General features: G+C 58.9%; 16 protein-coding genes. 5 read left to right on the top strand and 11 right to left on the bottom strand.

Translation table 11 applies throughout. The features are described from left to right. Positions 1–5: 5 nt before the first annotated feature. Positions 6–938: a glyoxylate/hydroxypyruvate reductase A gene (locus tag HGT1_RS00300; RefSeq protein ID WP_176247985.1), complete on the top strand. Its 933-nt coding sequence runs from the start codon at positions 6–8 to the stop codon at positions 936–938. Between the two features lie 113 nt (positions 939–1,051). Here the strand turns inward: HGT1_RS00300 and HGT1_RS00295 are convergent, their stop codons facing one another. The 7 genes from HGT1_RS00295 to HGT1_RS00265 form a co-directional block, all read right to left on the bottom strand. Then, positions 1,052–3,067 (bottom strand): M3 family metallopeptidase, encoded by a 2,016-nt coding sequence (locus HGT1_RS00295; RefSeq protein WP_176247984.1) that lies wholly within the window; start codon positions 3,065–3,067, stop codon positions 1,052–1,054. A gap of 240 nt (positions 3,068–3,307) precedes the next feature. Beyond that, positions 3,308–3,739: a DsrE family protein gene (locus tag HGT1_RS00290; RefSeq protein ID WP_176247983.1), complete on the bottom strand. Its 432-nt coding sequence runs from the start codon at positions 3,737–3,739 to the stop codon at positions 3,308–3,310. A gap of 58 nt (positions 3,740–3,797) precedes the next feature. After that, a complete protein-coding gene (locus tag HGT1_RS00285) occupies positions 3,798–4,841 on the bottom strand; it encodes a molybdopterin-synthase adenylyltransferase MoeB (protein ID WP_176247982.1) in 1,044 nt (347 codons plus the stop codon). 91 nt (positions 4,842–4,932) lie between these two features. Continuing rightward, positions 4,933–5,382 (bottom strand): dUTP diphosphatase, encoded by a 450-nt coding sequence (gene dut / locus HGT1_RS00280; RefSeq protein WP_176247981.1) that lies wholly within the window; start codon positions 5,380–5,382, stop codon positions 4,933–4,935. Positions 5,383–5,457: 75 nt separating this feature from the next. Then, positions 5,458–6,651, bottom strand: coding sequence for a bifunctional phosphopantothenoylcysteine decarboxylase/phosphopantothenate--cysteine ligase CoaBC (gene coaBC, locus HGT1_RS00275; protein ID WP_176247980.1), 1,194 nt, complete (start codon positions 6,649–6,651; stop codon positions 5,458–5,460). 65 nt (positions 6,652–6,716) lie between these two features. Further along, positions 6,717–7,478, bottom strand: a complete 762-nt coding sequence (locus HGT1_RS00270; protein WP_176247979.1) for a ChaN family lipoprotein — start codon at positions 7,476–7,478, stop codon at positions 6,717–6,719. Positions 7,479–7,519: 41 nt separating this feature from the next. Beyond that, positions 7,520–8,353 (bottom strand): RNA polymerase factor sigma-32, encoded by an 834-nt coding sequence (locus HGT1_RS00265; protein ID WP_373029879.1) that lies wholly within the window; start codon positions 8,351–8,353, stop codon positions 7,520–7,522. A gap of 211 nt (positions 8,354–8,564) precedes the next feature. Between HGT1_RS00265 and HGT1_RS00260 the strand changes: the two genes are divergently transcribed. The 3 genes from HGT1_RS00260 (at position 8,565) to HGT1_RS00250 (ending at position 11,521) form a co-directional block, all read left to right on the top strand. Beyond that, positions 8,565–9,146, top strand: coding sequence for a histidine phosphatase family protein (locus tag HGT1_RS00260; RefSeq protein WP_176247977.1), 582 nt, complete (start codon positions 8,565–8,567; stop codon positions 9,144–9,146). A gap of 59 nt (positions 9,147–9,205) precedes the next feature. Further along, positions 9,206–9,889: a glutathione S-transferase gene (locus HGT1_RS00255; RefSeq protein WP_176247976.1), complete on the top strand. Its 684-nt coding sequence runs from the start codon at positions 9,206–9,208 to the stop codon at positions 9,887–9,889. 117 nt (positions 9,890–10,006) lie between these two features. After that, a complete protein-coding gene (locus HGT1_RS00250; protein ID WP_176247975.1) occupies positions 10,007–11,521 on the top strand; it encodes a YifB family Mg chelatase-like AAA ATPase in 1,515 nt (504 codons plus the stop codon). On the opposite strand, the gene HGT1_RS00245 is transcribed toward HGT1_RS00250, so the two are convergent. Genes HGT1_RS00245 through rsmI form a run of 4 tightly spaced genes read right to left on the bottom strand, consistent with a single transcriptional unit; the run spans position 11,487 to position 14,635 of the window. Continuing rightward, a complete protein-coding gene (locus tag HGT1_RS00245; protein WP_176247974.1) occupies positions 11,487–12,404 on the bottom strand; it encodes an alpha/beta hydrolase in 918 nt (305 codons plus the stop codon). The genes HGT1_RS00250 and HGT1_RS00245 overlap by 35 nt on opposite strands. Next, positions 12,401–13,336, bottom strand: coding sequence for a glutathione synthase (gene gshB / locus HGT1_RS00240; RefSeq protein WP_176247973.1), 936 nt, complete (start codon positions 13,334–13,336; stop codon positions 12,401–12,403). Before gshB ends, HGT1_RS00245 begins: the two co-directional genes overlap by 4 nt. Positions 13,337–13,394: 58 nt before the next feature. Further along, complete coding sequence (locus HGT1_RS00235) at positions 13,395–13,751, bottom strand: YraN family protein (RefSeq protein WP_176248316.1); 357 nt, start codon at positions 13,749–13,751, stop codon at positions 13,395–13,397. Positions 13,752–13,771: 20 nt separating this feature from the next. After that, entirely contained in the window at positions 13,772–14,635 is an 864-nt protein-coding gene (rsmI, locus tag HGT1_RS00230) for a 16S rRNA (cytidine(1402)-2'-O)-methyltransferase (protein ID WP_176247972.1), read from the bottom strand. An 88-nt stretch (positions 14,636–14,723) separates the two neighbouring features. Here rsmI and HGT1_RS00225 point away from each other — a divergent pair, with 88 nt between their 5' ends. After that, positions 14,724–15,908: a penicillin-binding protein activator gene (locus HGT1_RS00225; RefSeq protein ID WP_176247971.1), complete on the top strand. Its 1,185-nt coding sequence runs from the start codon at positions 14,724–14,726 to the stop codon at positions 15,906–15,908. Positions 15,909–15,912 lie beyond the last annotated feature (4 nt).

Here is a 15,912-nt window from a genome sequence, read left to right as displayed (position 1 = left end):
TCTGAATGTCCCTGAACATCCTATTCGCCGCACGCCCCGAACGCTGGACGGTCTATGAACAACCCTTGCGCGATGCGCTGCGTGCAGCAGGGATTACCGCGAAGCTAAAGCTGGATATCCCCCCTTCCGAAGTCGACTATATCGTCTATGCCCCAAACAGCACCTTGCAGGATTTCACCCCCTACACCCGCGCCAAAGCTGTGTTGAACCTGTGGGCAGGCGTCGAAAAGATCACCGGCAACACGACGCTGCATATCCCGCTGGCCCGCATGGTGGACCCGGGCCTCACCAAAGGGATGGTCGAATGGGTGACCGGGCACGTCATGCGCTATCACCTTGGGCTGGATATCGACATTCTGCACACAGGCACCGACTGGACACCGCGCACGCCGCCGCTCGCACAGGAACGCAAAGTCGGCATTCTGGGCATGGGGGCACTGGGTGCCGAGACCGCCAGAACGCTCGTCAATCTGGGGTTCGATGTGGCCGGCTGGTCACGCAGCGCCAAGTCCGAACCGGGTGTAAAATGCTTTCACGGGGATCAGGGCCTGCAAGACGTCCTTGCACGCAGCGAAATACTGGTGCTTTTGCTGCCCGACACGCCCGCGACCGAAAACATAATCAACAAGGCCGCATTGGCAGCGATGCCGGATGGGGCCTTCATCATCAACCCCGGCCGCGGACCCTTGATCGACGATGATGCGCTCATCGGCGCACTTGATAGCGGCAAGATTGCACATGCCACCCTAGACGTGTTCCGTATCGAACCCTTACCCGCAGAGCATCCCTACTGGGCACATCCACATGTCACCGTGACCCCCCATATCGCCGCAGAAACCCGCGCCGTGACAGCCTCACAGGTGATCGTCGAAAACATCCAACGCGGAGAAACCGGCCAAGGTTTCCTGCATCTGGTCGATCGCACTTTAGGCTATTGATGGCCCCTGCCTTGCGGGTGGAATTTGAGTTTATTTGGCAAAATGAAATCAGAGCGGTCTGCCCCGTTTTTCATTTTGCCCTTAAACTCTCGCCGAAGGCAAAAAGTTCTTTTTCAAGCCGCGATTAACCCGCGCCCTTTCAGCAATGCCTCAACACCCGGCAACCGCCCTCTAAACGCCGTATAGAGCTCTGCCGCGTCGCGACTGCCGCCTGTGGAAAGGATATGCTCTTCGAGCGCCTTGGCCCTTTCGGGGTCAAATGCATTTCCCTTTTCTTCGAACGCCTGGAACGCATCTGCATCCATCACTTCGGACCACATATAGCTATAATATCCGCTGGAATATCCGTCCCCGGAAAAGACATGCGCGAATTGCGGTGTCGCATGGCGCATGGTGATCGCGGGTGGCATGCCCAAACCCGCCAGAATTTCCGCCTGCTTGACCATCGGATCGCCAGGTGGTGGCGCATCATGAAACTCCAGGTCAACCAGGGCGGACGCGACATATTCTACAGTCGAAAATCCCATGTCAAAGTTGGCTGCACCCAGAACTTTGTCCAGCATATCTTTGGGCATGGCTTCGCCGGTTTTGGCGTGGACCGCAAATTCGCCCAGCACCTCGGGCACTTCCAGCCAGTGCTCGTACAGCTGGCTTGGCAGCTCCACAAAGTCGCGGGCGACCGATGTCCCGCTCACGGATTCATAGGTTACATTCGACAACATCTGATGCAATGCGTGGCCGAACTCGTGAAACAAGGTCCGCGCATCGTCATAGGACAAAAGTGCGGGTGACCCTTTGGCAAAGTTGCAAACGTTGATCACGATCGGCGATTGCTCGGCCGGGAACTTGGCCTGAGCGCGCATGGCGGAACACCACGCACCCGACCGCTTTGATCCGCGGGCGAAATAGTCACCGATGAACACGGCAACATGCTTCCCGTTCCGCGTCACTTCCCAGGCGCGACAATCCGGATGATAGAGCGGCACATCAAGGGGCGCGAATTCGAGAGAGAACAAACGCGTGGCGCAGCTAAAGGCCGCGTCAATCATACGGTCCAACTGGAAATACGGTTTCAACGCGGCTTCATCGAGGTCATGTTCGGCCATGCGCCGTTTTTCCGCGTAATACCGCCAATCCCAGGGGGCCAGATCCGCGTTCACGCCATCCGCATGCATCATCTCAGTCAGCACGGCACCATCCGCCTCGGCCTGCGCCTTGGCCGGGGCCCACACATCCATCAACAACTGCCGGACGGCATCCGGCGTCTTTGCCATTTCGGTTTCCAACTTGAAGGCTGCGAAATTCTTATAGCCCAGCAGCTTGGCGCGTTCTTCGCGCAATGCCAGTGTTTCAGCGGCGATGGCGCGGTTATCCGTATCGCCCTCGTTGGCTCCACGTGCCTGCCACGCCAGAAACGCCTTTTCGCGCAGGTCGCGGCGGGGCGAGAATTGCAGGAACGGCACGATCAGTGACCGAGACAGCGTAATGACCGGGCCGCCTGCGTCTTTTTCCGCGCCCGCATTGCGCGCGGCGTCAATGACGAACTCGGGCAACCCCTCAAGGTCGGCTTCCTCAAGCTTCATGAACCATGACCGTTCATCTGCCAAAAGGTTCTGGGTGAATTGCGTACCAAGCACCGCCAACCGACCCTTGATTTCCTTCATTCGCGCATCCTCGGCACCTTCCAAGGCGGCACCAGAGCGTACAAACCCGCGATGGGTCAGCATCAGCACGCGGGCTTGCTCTGGGGTCAAATCAAAGCTGTCGCGCTTGGCCCACACCTCGGCCACACGGGCGAACAATGCCTTGTTGCTTGATATCTCGGAAAAATGCGCCGCCAGAAGCGGGGAAAACCTGCGCTGCAATTCTTCGCGAAGCGGATTGCTGTCTGCGCCCGCCACGGTGAAAAACACCCCCAGCACGCGGTCAAGCTGGCTGCCCGCCTCTTCCAGCGCCTCAATCGTGTTGCCGAATGTCGGCGCGACATCGCAGCTGGCGATCGCATCAATCTCCATGCGGTGCGTGGTCAGCGCCTCATCCAGCGCGGGCTCGAAATTGCTGTCTGAAATCTTGTCAAACGGGGCCAGTTCAAACGGCGTATCCCAGTCCTGAAGCAAGGGGTTTGTCATGGTATTCTCCTTTGCCGAACAAGGTAGGGTTCGGGGCGGAAGGTTGCAATCGTCTGCGTGGATACGCAGACATGACCAAAGGCAAAATGGGGGCAAAAATGACCCGCCGTATCCAGCAGTGTCAGGGGACTTATCATGTTGCGGATGCAGGAACCCGTTCCGAAACCGAAATAACAAGGGTCTAGGCGTGTAGAAAACCCGACCCCGGGCACATGGATACACCCTGGGGCCGGTCACTATTCATGGGCGCACGTATGCGAACCCGTCTTCTTGCAATTCGATCAACCGAACCACACCTGAGGGCACAACGGTTGCCTCAGATAGCAAAACAACATCGTGACCTGTCTTTTTCTTCATGCCGGCCATCGTATTTGCACAGGCCGAAAAACTGATGTTGTCCATTTCCAGGGACATCGCGGAAATACGTTGCGCGACCGGGCTTTTGTCAGCGATCAACATGTTCAGACCGGGGCCATAGGTCACCATTTCAATGGTGACTGTATCGCCTTGGCTTTCATAATAGCTGGCGACGTTTGCAGCGTTATTCAGCGCCATGTTCATCACCTGTGGGTCATTTTGGTCGACGTGAATGGCAACCTTATGCGCCACGCCTTCGGCGAATACCGCAAGCGGAGCAAAGGCCACAACGGCGGCAAGTGCGAATCGTTTCATGAATTCCTCCTCATTTGGACTGTGATCAGTGTAGCGCTGTTTTTGATCCGTGCCGCATTTAAGATGGGGTACCACACACCGGGCAATCATCGCGCTTGCTGACACCGATCACGCGGTTTTCCCCATAAAGCGCATCATACATCACCATCTGGCCACGCAACGGCGCACCGGCCCCTGTGATCACCTTGATCGCCTCGACCGCCATCATAGACCCGATGACGCCGGGCAAGGGCCCGATCACCCCGGCCTGCGCACAAGACGGTGCCAGATGGGCGGCGGGGGCTTGGGGAAACACACATTGATAACATGGCGCACCCTTGGCAGGGTCAAAGACGCTCAGCTGACCCTCCCATTGGCTCAGCGCGCCCGAGACCAACGGAACACCGGCAGCGACGCAGGCACGGTTTACCAGATAGCGGGTGTCGAAATTATCGGTTCCGTCCAGAACGATATCGTATTCAGCGATCAAGGTGGCGGCGATGTCATCGTCCAACCGGCGGTTATAGGGGTGCACAGTGACGAAAGGGTTCTGCGCCTCCAGCTCGGCCTGCGCCGAGAACACCTTGGGCATGCCGATGTTGCGGTCTTTGTGAATGACCTGACGTTGCAGGTTCGCATTGTCGACCACATCGTCGTCAATCACCCCGATCGTACCGACACCAGCCGCTGCAAGATATTGCAAAACCGGCGCGCCCAGACCACCGGCGCCGACAACCAGAACCTTGGCGTTTTTCAGCGCCTTTTGACCGGCACCGCCGACCTCGCGCAGCACGATATGGCGGGCATATCGGTTCAGTTCGGTCTCCGAGAAACTTCCCGATTGCGGGATCGGGGTGTCTTGAACCGCTGCGCTCCGGCCACGCAGATATTTCACCCCCCAGCCATAGCCGAAAACCAGCAAGACGAATCCGGTCAAAAGCAACCAGGGTGCCGCAGTTGCACCTGTCGCTTCACGCAAAGGATGCCCGTCCGGCAGCAATAGATTCACGCCAATCACGGCGCCCAGCAAGACGCCCAACAGTTTCAGCCGGCTCTCACGCGACCGGCCCATCGCGGCACCGACGCCCCAGATCACGGCCGCAAGAATAACAACAAGTAACATCTGGCCCCGAATTCATCTGATTATGTGGCTGCAACAGATCCGCAACCTAAGCATTTTTCCGCCGACACCAACCCAAAAAGCCCGGCCCTTGCTATTTCAGGCCGGTCGATCCGAACCCGCCTGCCCCACGTTCACTATCCGACAATTCTGTCACCTCGGCCGTGGCATAGCGTGTAACTTGGGCAATCACCGCCTGCGCAATCCTGTCCCCATGCTGTATCTCGAACGGGGCATCGCCAACATAGTACAGCCCCACCATCACCACGCCGCGATAATCCTCGTCTACCGTGCCGGGGGCATTGGGGATCAAAAACCCGTGCTTTAGCGCCAGGCCAGAACGTGGCCGTATCTGCATTTCCGTGCCGCGGGGCAGCTCAACATGAAACCCGGTCGAAATCAGCTTGATATCGCCCTTTGCAAACACCATCGGCCCCTCAGGCAGAAACGCCCGCAGATCCATCCCCGCCGCGCCAGCGGTTTCATATCCGGGTAACGGCAAATCCGCATTCCCGGCAACCCGCATAAACTTGATTTCAGACATATTCATTCCTCACAAACCGTGACGCAGCAAATGCTTCCAAATGGTTCCAAATCCTCGCCGAAGGCATAGAATCTTTTACTTCAACGCCTCGGCAATGCGTGCGGCCAACTGCTTGGCCACCTGATCCTTGCCCATACGCGGCCAGTCTTCTGCCCCGTCGTCACTGATCAGGGTCACTGCATTTTCACCGCCGCCCATGATCCCTGTGGCGGGTGACACATCATTTGCCACGATCCAGTCACATCCCTTGCGCAGACGTTTCGCCGTGGCGTTTTCAATCACGTCATTCGTTTCGGCGGCAAAGCCGACAACCAGTTTGGGCCGTCCTTGCGTCATCTGGCTGACCGACTTCAGGATGTCGGGGTTTTCCGCAAACTCGAGCATTGGCAAACCGTCTTTGGATTTCTTCAATTTGCGGTCGCTGGCCGATGTCACCCGCCAATCGGCCACCGCGGCGGCAAAGACCCCCGCATCCACGGGCAACGCCGCATTCACGGCTTCCTGCATCTGGAGCGCCGTCTCGACGCGCACGACCTGCACACCGCTTGGCGGCGGCACATCGGCGGGGCCGGTGACGAACACAACATCGGCCCCCAACGCCGCCAGGGCGCTGGCAATCGCCGTTCCTTGCGCACCGGAAGACCGGTTCGCGATATAGCGAACGGGATCAATCGGTTCATGGGTCGGGCCTGACGTGACCAGAATACGCCGCCCGTTCAGCGGGCCATCGTTCAGCCGGGCTTCAATCGCCGCCACGATCTCGAGCGGTTCCGACATCCGGCCGGGGCCGAATTCACCACAGGCCATGTCGCCGTCATTGGGGCCGACAACGGTAATCCCGTCACCGCGCAACGTGGCAAGGTTGCGCTGCGTGGCCGCGTGTTCCCACATGCGCACGTTCATCGCAGGTGCAATCATCACCGGCGTATCCGTGGCAAGCAACAAGGTCGATGCAAGATCGTTTGCCAATCCGCCCGCCATCTTGGCCATCAAATCAGCCGTTGCCGGTGCCACGACCACCAAATCCGCTACACGGCTCAGCTGGATATGCCCCATCTCGGCTTCGTCCCCCAGATCGAACAGGTCGCGATAAAGCCTTTGCCCCGCCAATGCGGACACGGACAAGGGGGTCACAAACTCTTCGCCTGCGCGGGTCAGAACGGGGGTCACGGTTGCGCCGCGTTCGCGCAAACGGCGGATCAGATCCAGTGATTTGAACGCCGCGATACCGCCACCGATAATCAGCAGAATATGTTTGCCAGCCAGCATGTTCAGCCCTTTTTAACGCAATCAGGCTGAACCATAAGCTGCAAGCGCCGGTTCTGCCAGCCCCATCACTGCTTGGTAAATCCCAGACAAGGGTCTTCGCGCGCGACAGACGGGGACTGCAAGACAAGATCGAAACGCCCCTCGGGTGCGGCCCCGTCTTCGCCCTGCCCCACAGACACAGTGGTCACATCAGGCCGGGCCGTCTTGATTGCCGCCGGAACACCCCAATCGGCACGCGCATGGCCATTGCCGGTGATCACCACAACCGGACCGCCAGTTTCGTTCAGCGCCCGCAGCGCGGTTTGCGCCAACCGCGCATCGCGCAGGCGCTGCACATCGACCATCGCAGGCAACAGCTCGGGTGGCAGGGCATCGCAATGGGCCGCCATCTGCAAAGCCTCGCGTGTGGCTTGCTGCTCATCGGTCAACGGAACGTCCAGCCCGTATGTGCCGGCATCCGCCCCGAACGCAGCAAAAATGCCGTCTTTCATGGCTTGGCGCGCCGTCTCTCGTGGGACAGCCGCCCCATAGACCGCAGCCAAGGGGGACGCCGCAAATATCGGGTAATACATCGAAAAATCCGGCCAGCCCGTTCCGTTCCAGCCCAGCGCCTGTTCCAACGCGCTTTGATCACCAACCAGATCCGCCCGCACCACGGCAGCTTGATCGGCAGTCAGCATTTCATAAACCACAGCTGTGGGGGACTTACGCGCAATGATATCTGCCTGCGTCTGATGGTGGGCCGGGTTATCATGGCTTTCCCCCAGAACGACAATTTGCGCAGCAGCGAGCCGCGCAAATCCATCATCGCCAAGGGGTTGCGCCATGGCGATGATCGGGAACAGTATAAAGGCCGCTAAAAACCTGATCACATCAAGAAGTGATGAACTTCGGAGGACTGCGTCTCAAGCGTTTTGCGCATCTTGCCAAAGGCCGCAGCCTCAAGCTGGCGCACCCGTTCTTTGGACAGGTTCAATTCCTCGCCAAGGCTTTCCAATGTGCGGGGCTGGTCGCGCAGCTTGCGCTCGCGCACAATAAACTGCTCGCGTTCGCTCAAGGCATGCATCGCGCCCAGCAACCAGTTGCGAAGCGTGGTGATGTCGTGACTTTCCTCCACCTTTTCGGCGGCCTGCGCACTGTCATCGACCAACGCATCAATCCACTCGCGCCCCTCGTCTTCCGAAGATTGGGTCGCGTTCAACGAATAATCAGAACCGGACAAACGTCCTTCCATCATTTCAACGTCATGCATCGGCACGCCAATCTCGGTCGAGATCATTTGCCGCAGCTGGTGCTTGTCCAGTGCCTCGCCCGCAACCTGGGCTTCACGCTCAAGACGGGCCTGCACGCGGCGCATGTTGAAAAACAGCGACTTCTGCGATGACGTGGACCCCGTGCGCACCATCGACCAGTTGCGCATCACGTGGTCCTGAATGCTCGCCTTGATCCACCAAACCGCATAGGTCGAAAACCGCACACCGCGGTCCGGGTCGAATTTGTCAGCGGCCTTCATCAGGCCAAGGCTTGCTTCTTGAATAAGGTCGTTCATCGGCGCGCCGTAACGCTTGAATTTACTCGCCATCGAGATCGCCAACCGCATGTAGGCGGTGATCAACCGATGCAGTGCCTCCTCGTCCCGCTGGTCGCGCCAGGCATAGGCCAGCTTCAATTCGGTTTCCGCATCCAAAAGCTCGGCCTTCATGGCGGTACGGGTCAACGAAAATTCACGCGCTTGAGTTAGTGCCACAGTTATCACCCCCTGATAAACGAAATTTTGGTTCTTTATTTTAGCAACGCTTCGGGCGGCGCTTTGGTTCAAAACTTTTTTCGATTTCTGTTCACAAAACCTTGAGGACTAGGAACCCGGCGCTAGGATCAGGTGAAATAATTCGGGGCTAAGGGGGGGAAATCGCATGACAACATGGCACTGGATCAGGCACGGGCCCACCCATGAAGAAACCCTCGTCGGATGGCGCGATGTTCCCGCCGATCTGTCGGACACAGCCCAAATCGCCCGCCTGAATGCACATCTACCGCAGCGTGCCATTCTTGTGTCCTCCGATCTGGTCCGTGCGACTGCAACGGCAGATGTGCTGGGGCACCCCGAACGCCAGCGCCTGCCTCACAAGCCAGAATTACGAGAGCTGGATTTCGGCCTGTGGGACGGCATGCATGCAAGCGACGTGTCAAAGCATCATCCAGAGCTCAGCAAAGCTTATTGGACCACCCCCGGCGACATTGCCGCCCCGAACGGTGAAAGCTGGAACATGGCAGCCCGGCGTATCAATGCCGCTGTGGATCGCCTGAACGTGATGTATCCGAATGAGCATATCATTGCGGTTGCCCATTTTGGCGTCATCCTCACGCAGGTCCAGCGCGCCTTGAACATCAGCGCAAAAGCCGCATTCAACCATAAAATTGACAATCTGTCAGCCACCCAGATCACGGTGTCGCCTGCGCGGTGGGATGTGACCCACATCAATCATTCTCCGTGATGGCGCGCGCCACAAAATAGAATTTGCACAGTCCCTCATTGGCTGGCTAGAAATCCCGCATGACATATGAACTTTATATCGGCGATAAAACCTTCTCCAGCTGGTCACTACGCGGCTGGCTGATGCTTGAAAAATTCGGTCTGCCATATCGCAGCCATATGGTGGGCCTCTATGGCGGCACCATGGCGCAGGATATGGCTGATCTTGCCCCCGCCAAACTGGTGCCGGCCCTGAAAACGCCCCAAGGCGACATCATTGGCGAAACCCTTGCCATGGCCGAAACCCTGGCAGAACGGCACCCAGACAAAGCACTTTGGCCGACAGACCCGTCCACCCGCGCCCGCGCGCGCTGGCTCTGTGCGGCAATGACGGCCGGGTTCTCAACCCTGCGCGGCGAATGCCCCATGCAGCTTCAACATGTGAACAAAGGGTTCCCAGTTTCCGAAGCCTTGGCCAATGATCTCGCCCGCCTGCAAGAACTGTGGGACTATGCGAAGGACGCCTCCGACGGCAAAGGCCCGTGGCTTTTCGGCAGCTATAGCCTTGCGGATGTGTTCTACGCCCCCGTCTGCGCGCGGATCGTCGGATATGATCTATCGGTGTCCCAATCAGCTCGCGAGTATTGTCAGACGACCCTGAACGATCCCGCCTTCAAAACCTGGCGCGCAGAGGGTCTCAAAGTCACCTATGACCCCTTCCCCTATGACATGGGTTGCCCCACATCACCCTGGCCCGTGGCCTGACCCTCCACCCGTTTCATTTTGCAAAATAAACTCAAATCCCGCCATCGCAACGCGCGTTAACGCTTCTTAAACACCCCGGACCTACGCATTAACCATCTTGGCTTGCAAAGGGCCCCTATGGTTGCGCGCGCATATACAGTTGCATTTCAGGGCGTCGAAGCCCGCATTGTCGAAGTGCAATGCGCGGTTTCGGCGGGGCTGCCTGCCTTCTCAATTGTCGGCCTCCCTGACAAGGCGGTCTCGGAAGCGCGCGACCGGGTGCGGGCCGCACTTTCTTCCATGGCGATTGCATTGCCCAGCAAACGGATCACCATCAATCTCAGCCCAGCCGACCTGCCCAAGGAGGGCAGCCATTTCGACCTGCCGATCGCTTTGGCCCTGCTATGTGCGATTGATATCCTGCCCGATGATGCGATCCAGTCTGTCGTCGCTTTGGGCGAATTATCCTTGGATGGTACATTGATCCCGGTCATCGGCGCGTTGCCCGCTGCGATGTCGGCGGCGGAACAGAACCGTGGCCTGTTATGTCCCGAAGCGTCCGGTGCCGAGGCGGCCTGGGTCGGCAACACGCAGGTGATCGCGGCAAGCTCCCTCGGCGCTGTCGTGCGCCATTACACGGGCCAAGTCCCGATCAGCCCCGCGGATCCGGGCGAAGTATCGGCCCCCCGGCAAACCAAGGACCTGCGTGACGTCAAAGGGCAGGAGCGGGCAAAACGTGCATTGGAGATTGCGGCGGCAGGCCGGCACCATCTGATGTTTGTGGGCACACCGGGGTCGGGAAAATCCATGCTCGCGGCACGGCTGCCGTCGATCCTCCCGCCGCTGACCCCGCGCGAGGCGTTGAGCACGTCGATGATCCATTCCCTTGCCGGGCTGCTGGTCGAAGGCGGCATATCGCGCACCCGCCCCTTTCGCGAGCCCCATCACACCGCATCAATGGCCGCGATCATTGGTGGCGGACGACAGGCCAAACCCGGCGAGGTCAGTCTGGCCCATAACGGCGTGTTGTTCATGGATGAATTCCCCGAATTTCCCCGCATGGTTCTTGAAACGCTGCGCCAGCCCGTCGAAACCGGCGAAGTCATGATCGCCCGCGCGAATGCCCATGTGAAATATCCTTGCCAGTTCATGCTGGTTGCTGCCGCGAACCCGTGCAAATGCGGGTATCTAAGCGATCCGGCGCGCGCCTGCAGCCGTGCGCCCGCCTGCGGCGAAGACTATATGGCCCGCATTTCGGGGCCTTTGATGGACCGGTTTGATTTGCGCGTCGATGTCCCCCCGGTTGCCTTTACCGATCTGGACCTGCCTTGCGACGGCGAAGGATCATCGCAGGTCGCCGCACGGGTGGCCGATGCGCGCCTGACCCAAGAAGCCCGTTTTGCCCAAACCCCCGATGCGCATTTGAATGCGGATGCCGAAGGCGACCTGCTGGAAAGCATCGCCACGCCTGCCCCGGACGCGCGTGCGTTGCTGATCCGCGCAGCAGAGCGGTTTCATCTTTCTGCCCGCGGTTATCACCGGGTTTTGCGGGTCGCGCGCACGATTGCCGATCTTGACGGGGAAAAGACGGTGCAAAAGCACCATCTGGCAGAAGCGCTTAGTTTCCGGATACCGGCGTCGGCAATTCTTTGATCCACCCCGCAAGGTCGTCCAAGGTCTGCCGCCCTTCGGGCAGGACATTGTGAAAGATCGGCCAGACATGTGGCAGATCATGTTCCTCGTGGAACATGACGGGCACATCACAGCCTTTCAGATGCTGGAAAAGCGCGCGGGCATCATCGCGCAGAATTTCCGTATCGCCCACGCAAATCCACACAGGCGGGGCACCGGCAAAATCGGCAGTCAGCGTGTTCAATCTGGGATCATCGCGGTCGGCATCGGCCAGATACATATCCAACATGTCCTCTGCACGTTCCGGCGGCAGCATCGCTTCGCGCTGTGCGTTCTCGACAAGGCTTGCCCCCTGGCGTTTGAAATCAACGAAAGGCGAGAAACCGAAAACACCGCGTGGCGCGGGCAGCTTTTTGGCCAGAATTTCGGATAATAATCCAAAGGCCAGCCCGCCCCCCGCGCTATCGCCACCGATCACGATATTCTGCGCAGCAACGCCCGATGCGATCAGGTCGCGATAGGCGCTTTCCACATCATCCGCTGCCGCAGGAAACGTAAATTCCGGCGCAAGGCGGTATCGCGGCATGACCACCCGTGCCCCCGACCGCGCTGCCAGCTGGCCCAGCATTGCGGCATGGGTTTCGGGGCTGCCGAAAACAAAGCCACCCCCGTGAATGTAGAAGATCACGATATCAGAGTGCAGGCGCTTTGGCGTGACCGTCAGCGCCTCAACACCCCCCGCAAGGGTGATCTTGGCCATTGTCGTGCCGCGCGGCGCGCGGAAAAACAGCCGCGCGTTTTGCTCAAGGTGCCGGCGCAGGTTAGCCGGCTCTTTCGTGCGCCGCATCCGGCGTTTTTCGACGAGCCGTAAATAGGTATTCAGAACCGGACGGATCAGGCTCATGCGCGGCGGGCTTCGATTGCTTCCCAGATTTTGGCCGCTATATTGGTGCCGTCGAACCGTTCAAGTTCCTGAATACCGGTGGGCGAGGTTACGTTGATTTCCGTCAGATAATCCCCGATCACGTCGATACCGACAAAGACCTGGCCTTTTTCCTTCAGGACAGGGCCAATCGTCGCGCAGATCTCAAGATCACGCTCGGTCAGGCCGACCTTTTCGGGGCGTCCGCCTACATGCATATTCGAACGGGTCTCGCCTGCGGCAGGGACGCGGTTGATCGCACCGACGGCTTCGCCATCGACCAGAATCACACGTTTGTCACCCTTGGACACCGCGGGCAGGAATTGCTGAACGATCAGCGGCTCGCGCGAGAAACCGGTAAACAGCTCATAAAGCGACCCAAGGTTGCGGTCGTTGTCATCAAGCCGGAAAACCCCCGCGCCGCCGTTGCCATAAAGCGGCTTCAGGATCACGTCACCATATTTGGCCTTAAAGGCTTTGATCGTTGAAAGGTCACGCGCGATGGTCGTCGGCGGGATCAGGTCAGGGAAATCCAGACACATCAGTTTTTCGGGAAAATTGCGCACCCAGAACGGGTCATTCACAACAAGCGTTGTTTTCTTGAGGCGGTCGAGAAGATGCGTCGATGTGATGTAATGCATGTCAAATGGCGGGTCCTGCCGCAGCCAGACCACGTCAAAATCTGCCAGATCAACCTCGCGAACGGGGCCCAGCGTGGCGTGATCACCCTGCACGCGCTGCACTGTCAGATCGTGACCGCGCGCGGTAATCCGGCCCTCTTGATAGGCCAGATGGTCAGGCGTGTAGTAGAAAAGCGTGTGACCGCGGGCTTGCGCCTCTTCGGCGATGCGAAAGGTGCTGTCGGCGTTGATATTGACGGCCCCGATCGGGTCCATTTGAAAGGCGATTTTCATACCAGATCTCCGTGCTGTTGCTCATTAGATGACGCAGCACGGCGCGGGGTGCAATGGGTCAGTCGTGGCCAAACGCGTTTTCGACGATGCGTAACTGGCCTGTTTCATCAACCAAAGCCACGTCAAAACGCAGGTTGGTAAGGCTGCCATTTGGTTCATTGGCGATGAATTCTTCGGCTGATCCCAAGATCCTGTCGATCTGGCGGCGGGTGATCCGCAAGGCGGCCTGCTCAAAGCTTGTGCTTTTCTTGACCTCGACAAATACCAGATCAGGGCCGTCGCGCATGATCAGGTCGATTTCGCCGCGTTTGCCCCGCCATCTTTCGCGGGCCAGGGTGAACCCGCGGCGGATATAATCCCGGGCCACAGCATTTTCAGCGGCCTGACCGGCGTGATAGCTGACCGAGCCCTGAATTTGCTTTGCCACAGACATGATTACCCGTTCCCTTTGCCCTGCTCCAATGCGGCCTGATACACCTGCCTGCGCGGCAGGTTATGCGCCTGCGCCACCATATCGACGGCATCGCGCATCGACATGGTTTCCAGCGCCGATGCCAGATCAGAGGTTAGGTCACTTTCGCTAACCGACTGTAAACGGCCACGGTCAATCAGCACGACGATCTCGCCCTTGGGGGATTTGTCGGCATAATATTCTTGCAGCTCTGCCAAGGTCCCCCGGCGGATTTCCTCGAATTTCTTCGTCAGCTCGCGGCAGACAGCGGCGGGGCGTTCTTCGCCCAACGCTTTGGCCGCATCGCGCAACATCGCCGCCACACGCTTGGGCGATTCGTAAAAAACCAGCGTGCCTTGGATGTCTTTGAGCTTTTGCAGGGCCGTCAGACGCGCCGATGTCGCATTTGGCAGGAACCCGGCAAAGAAAAATGCGTCTGTCGGCAACCCGCCCAAAGCAAGCGCCGTCAGCACCGCCGATGGCCCCGGTGCGCAGGTCAGCATCAGGCCCGCCTGCGATACCGCACGGGACAATTCGAAACCCGGATCGGCAATCAGCGGCATCCCCGCTTCGGAGGCATAGGCGACCGATCGCCCATCGCGAATGGCCGCCAACAGCTTGTCCTGCACGCCCGCGCCCGAATGGTCATGCAGCGCAAGCACCCTGCGACCGTCCAGCGGCACGCCGTGAATTTCCATTAATCTACGTAAGCTTCGCGTATCTTCGGCCGCCAAAACATCAGCCGAAGCCAAGACGTCAAGCGCACGCAAGGTAATGTCACGGGCGGTTCCAATCGGGACGCCGACAAAGTAAAGCCCCGCAGAGAGCGGTACCTTTTGATAATTCAAGCTGGACCCGCCTTTCGCACCCTCTATGATCGGTGCATCTGTTCATGGGCTATTGCCGCCGACCTGCCACTTATGGAGTGACACTGCTATGTTCGCCGTTTTCGACACCCTTCGCAAGCCACTGCGGCTTTTGATTCTGCCCTTTGTGGCGTTTGCACTGGCCGCCTGCGAGCCGGGATTGATGACCAATACAGGGTCTAGCAAAGGCCCCAAGGTGGATACCAGCAAGCCCATTCCAGTGGCTCTTTTGGTGCCACGCGGCGGTTCTGCCAGTGACAACCTGCTTGCGCAAGAGCTCGAGAACGCGGCCCGTCTGGCGATCCGTGACCTTGCAGGCGTGCAAATCGACCTGCGGGTCTATGGCACAGGCGGCAGTGCTGCCCTGGCCGCCACAGCTGCATCCCAAGCCGTGAACGAAGGCGCGCAGATCATCGTCGGCCCGCTTTATGGCGAGGCTGCAAATGCCGCAGGCAATGCCGTGGCCGCGCAAGGCGTCAATGTGCTGTCCTTCTCGAATAATGCCAGCATTGCCGGCGGCAACGTCTTTGTCATGGGCCAAGGCTTTGACGACACGTCAAGCCGTCTGGTGCGCTTTGCAAAAGCCACGGGTAAAGACAAAATTCTGGTCCTGCACAGCAATGATGTTGCAGGCCAGTTGGGCCGCAATGCCATCATGAACGCGATTGCGCAAAATGGTGCGACCTCTGCTGGTGCCGTCGACTATTCCCTGAGCCAGGAATCGGTCATCGCCGCCGTGCCGCGCGTGAAAGCGGCCGTAGAAGCCAATGGTGCCAACGCGATCTTTTTGACAACATCATCGGCCAGCGCCCTGCCCCTGTTTGCGCAACTATTGCCAGAAGCAGGCGTGCTTACCACATCAACGCAATATATCGGCCTGACCCGCTGGGACATTCCAGCCCAGACACTGGCACTGCCCGGCGTTCAAGGCGGCTGGTTTGCGATGCCTGACCCCTCCGCAACCGCCGCGTTCTCGCAACGCTATTCAGCGGCTTATGGCAAGACACCTGGTCCTATTGCCGGCCTTGCGTTTGATGGCATTGCCGCTGTGGGCGCATTGGCGCGATCGGGTAAATCGAATGCACTGTCGACTGCGAATCTGACACAAGGCGCAGGTTTCCGCGGGGCCAACGGTGTGTTCCGTTTAAAAACGGATGGCACAACCGAGCACGGCCTGGCCATCGCAACCGTGCGCAACAACTCCGTTGTGATTATTGATCCCGCCCCCCAAGGTTTCGGCGGCGCTGGTTTCTAAAGGA

Origin of the sequence: Sulfitobacter sp. HGT1 (assembly GCF_013282155.1) — a bacterium.
Classification (GTDB): Bacteria; Pseudomonadota; Alphaproteobacteria; order Rhodobacterales; family Rhodobacteraceae; genus Sulfitobacter.
The sequence above is the reverse complement of the archived record's forward strand: the minus strand, read 5'-3'. Positions and strand labels throughout refer to the sequence as shown.

Coding starts and splice junctions, on each gene's coding strand:
- HGT1_RS00300 (WP_176247985.1), top strand. CDS start 6: ATGTCCCTGAACATCCTATTCGCCGCACGCCCCGAACGCTGGACGGTC.
- HGT1_RS00295 (WP_176247984.1), bottom strand. CDS start 3,067: ATGACAAACCCCTTGCTTCAGGACTGGGATACGCCGTTTGAACTGGCC.
- HGT1_RS00290 (WP_176247983.1), bottom strand. CDS start 3,739: ATGAAACGATTCGCACTTGCCGCCGTTGTGGCCTTTGCTCCGCTTGCG.
- HGT1_RS00285 (WP_176247982.1), bottom strand. CDS start 4,841: ATGTTACTTGTTGTTATTCTTGCGGCCGTGATCTGGGGCGTCGGTGCC.
- dut (WP_176247981.1), bottom strand. CDS start 5,382: ATGTCTGAAATCAAGTTTATGCGGGTTGCCGGGAATGCGGATTTGCCG.
- coaBC (WP_176247980.1), bottom strand. CDS start 6,651: ATGCTGGCTGGCAAACATATTCTGCTGATTATCGGTGGCGGTATCGCG.
- HGT1_RS00270 (WP_176247979.1), bottom strand. CDS start 7,478: ATGGCGCAACCCCTTGGCGATGATGGATTTGCGCGGCTCGCTGCTGCG.
- HGT1_RS00265 (WP_373029879.1), bottom strand. CDS start 8,353: ATGAAGGCCGAGCTTTTGGATGCGGAAACCGAATTGAAGCTGGCCTAT.
- HGT1_RS00260 (WP_176247977.1), top strand. CDS start 8,565: ATGACAACATGGCACTGGATCAGGCACGGGCCCACCCATGAAGAAACC.
- HGT1_RS00255 (WP_176247976.1), top strand. CDS start 9,206: ATGACATATGAACTTTATATCGGCGATAAAACCTTCTCCAGCTGGTCA.
- HGT1_RS00250 (WP_176247975.1), top strand. CDS start 10,007: ATGGTTGCGCGCGCATATACAGTTGCATTTCAGGGCGTCGAAGCCCGC.
- HGT1_RS00245 (WP_176247974.1), bottom strand. CDS start 12,404: ATGAGCCTGATCCGTCCGGTTCTGAATACCTATTTACGGCTCGTCGAA.
- gshB (WP_176247973.1), bottom strand. CDS start 13,336: ATGAAAATCGCCTTTCAAATGGACCCGATCGGGGCCGTCAATATCAAC.
- HGT1_RS00225 (WP_176247971.1), top strand. CDS start 14,724: ATGTTCGCCGTTTTCGACACCCTTCGCAAGCCACTGCGGCTTTTGATT.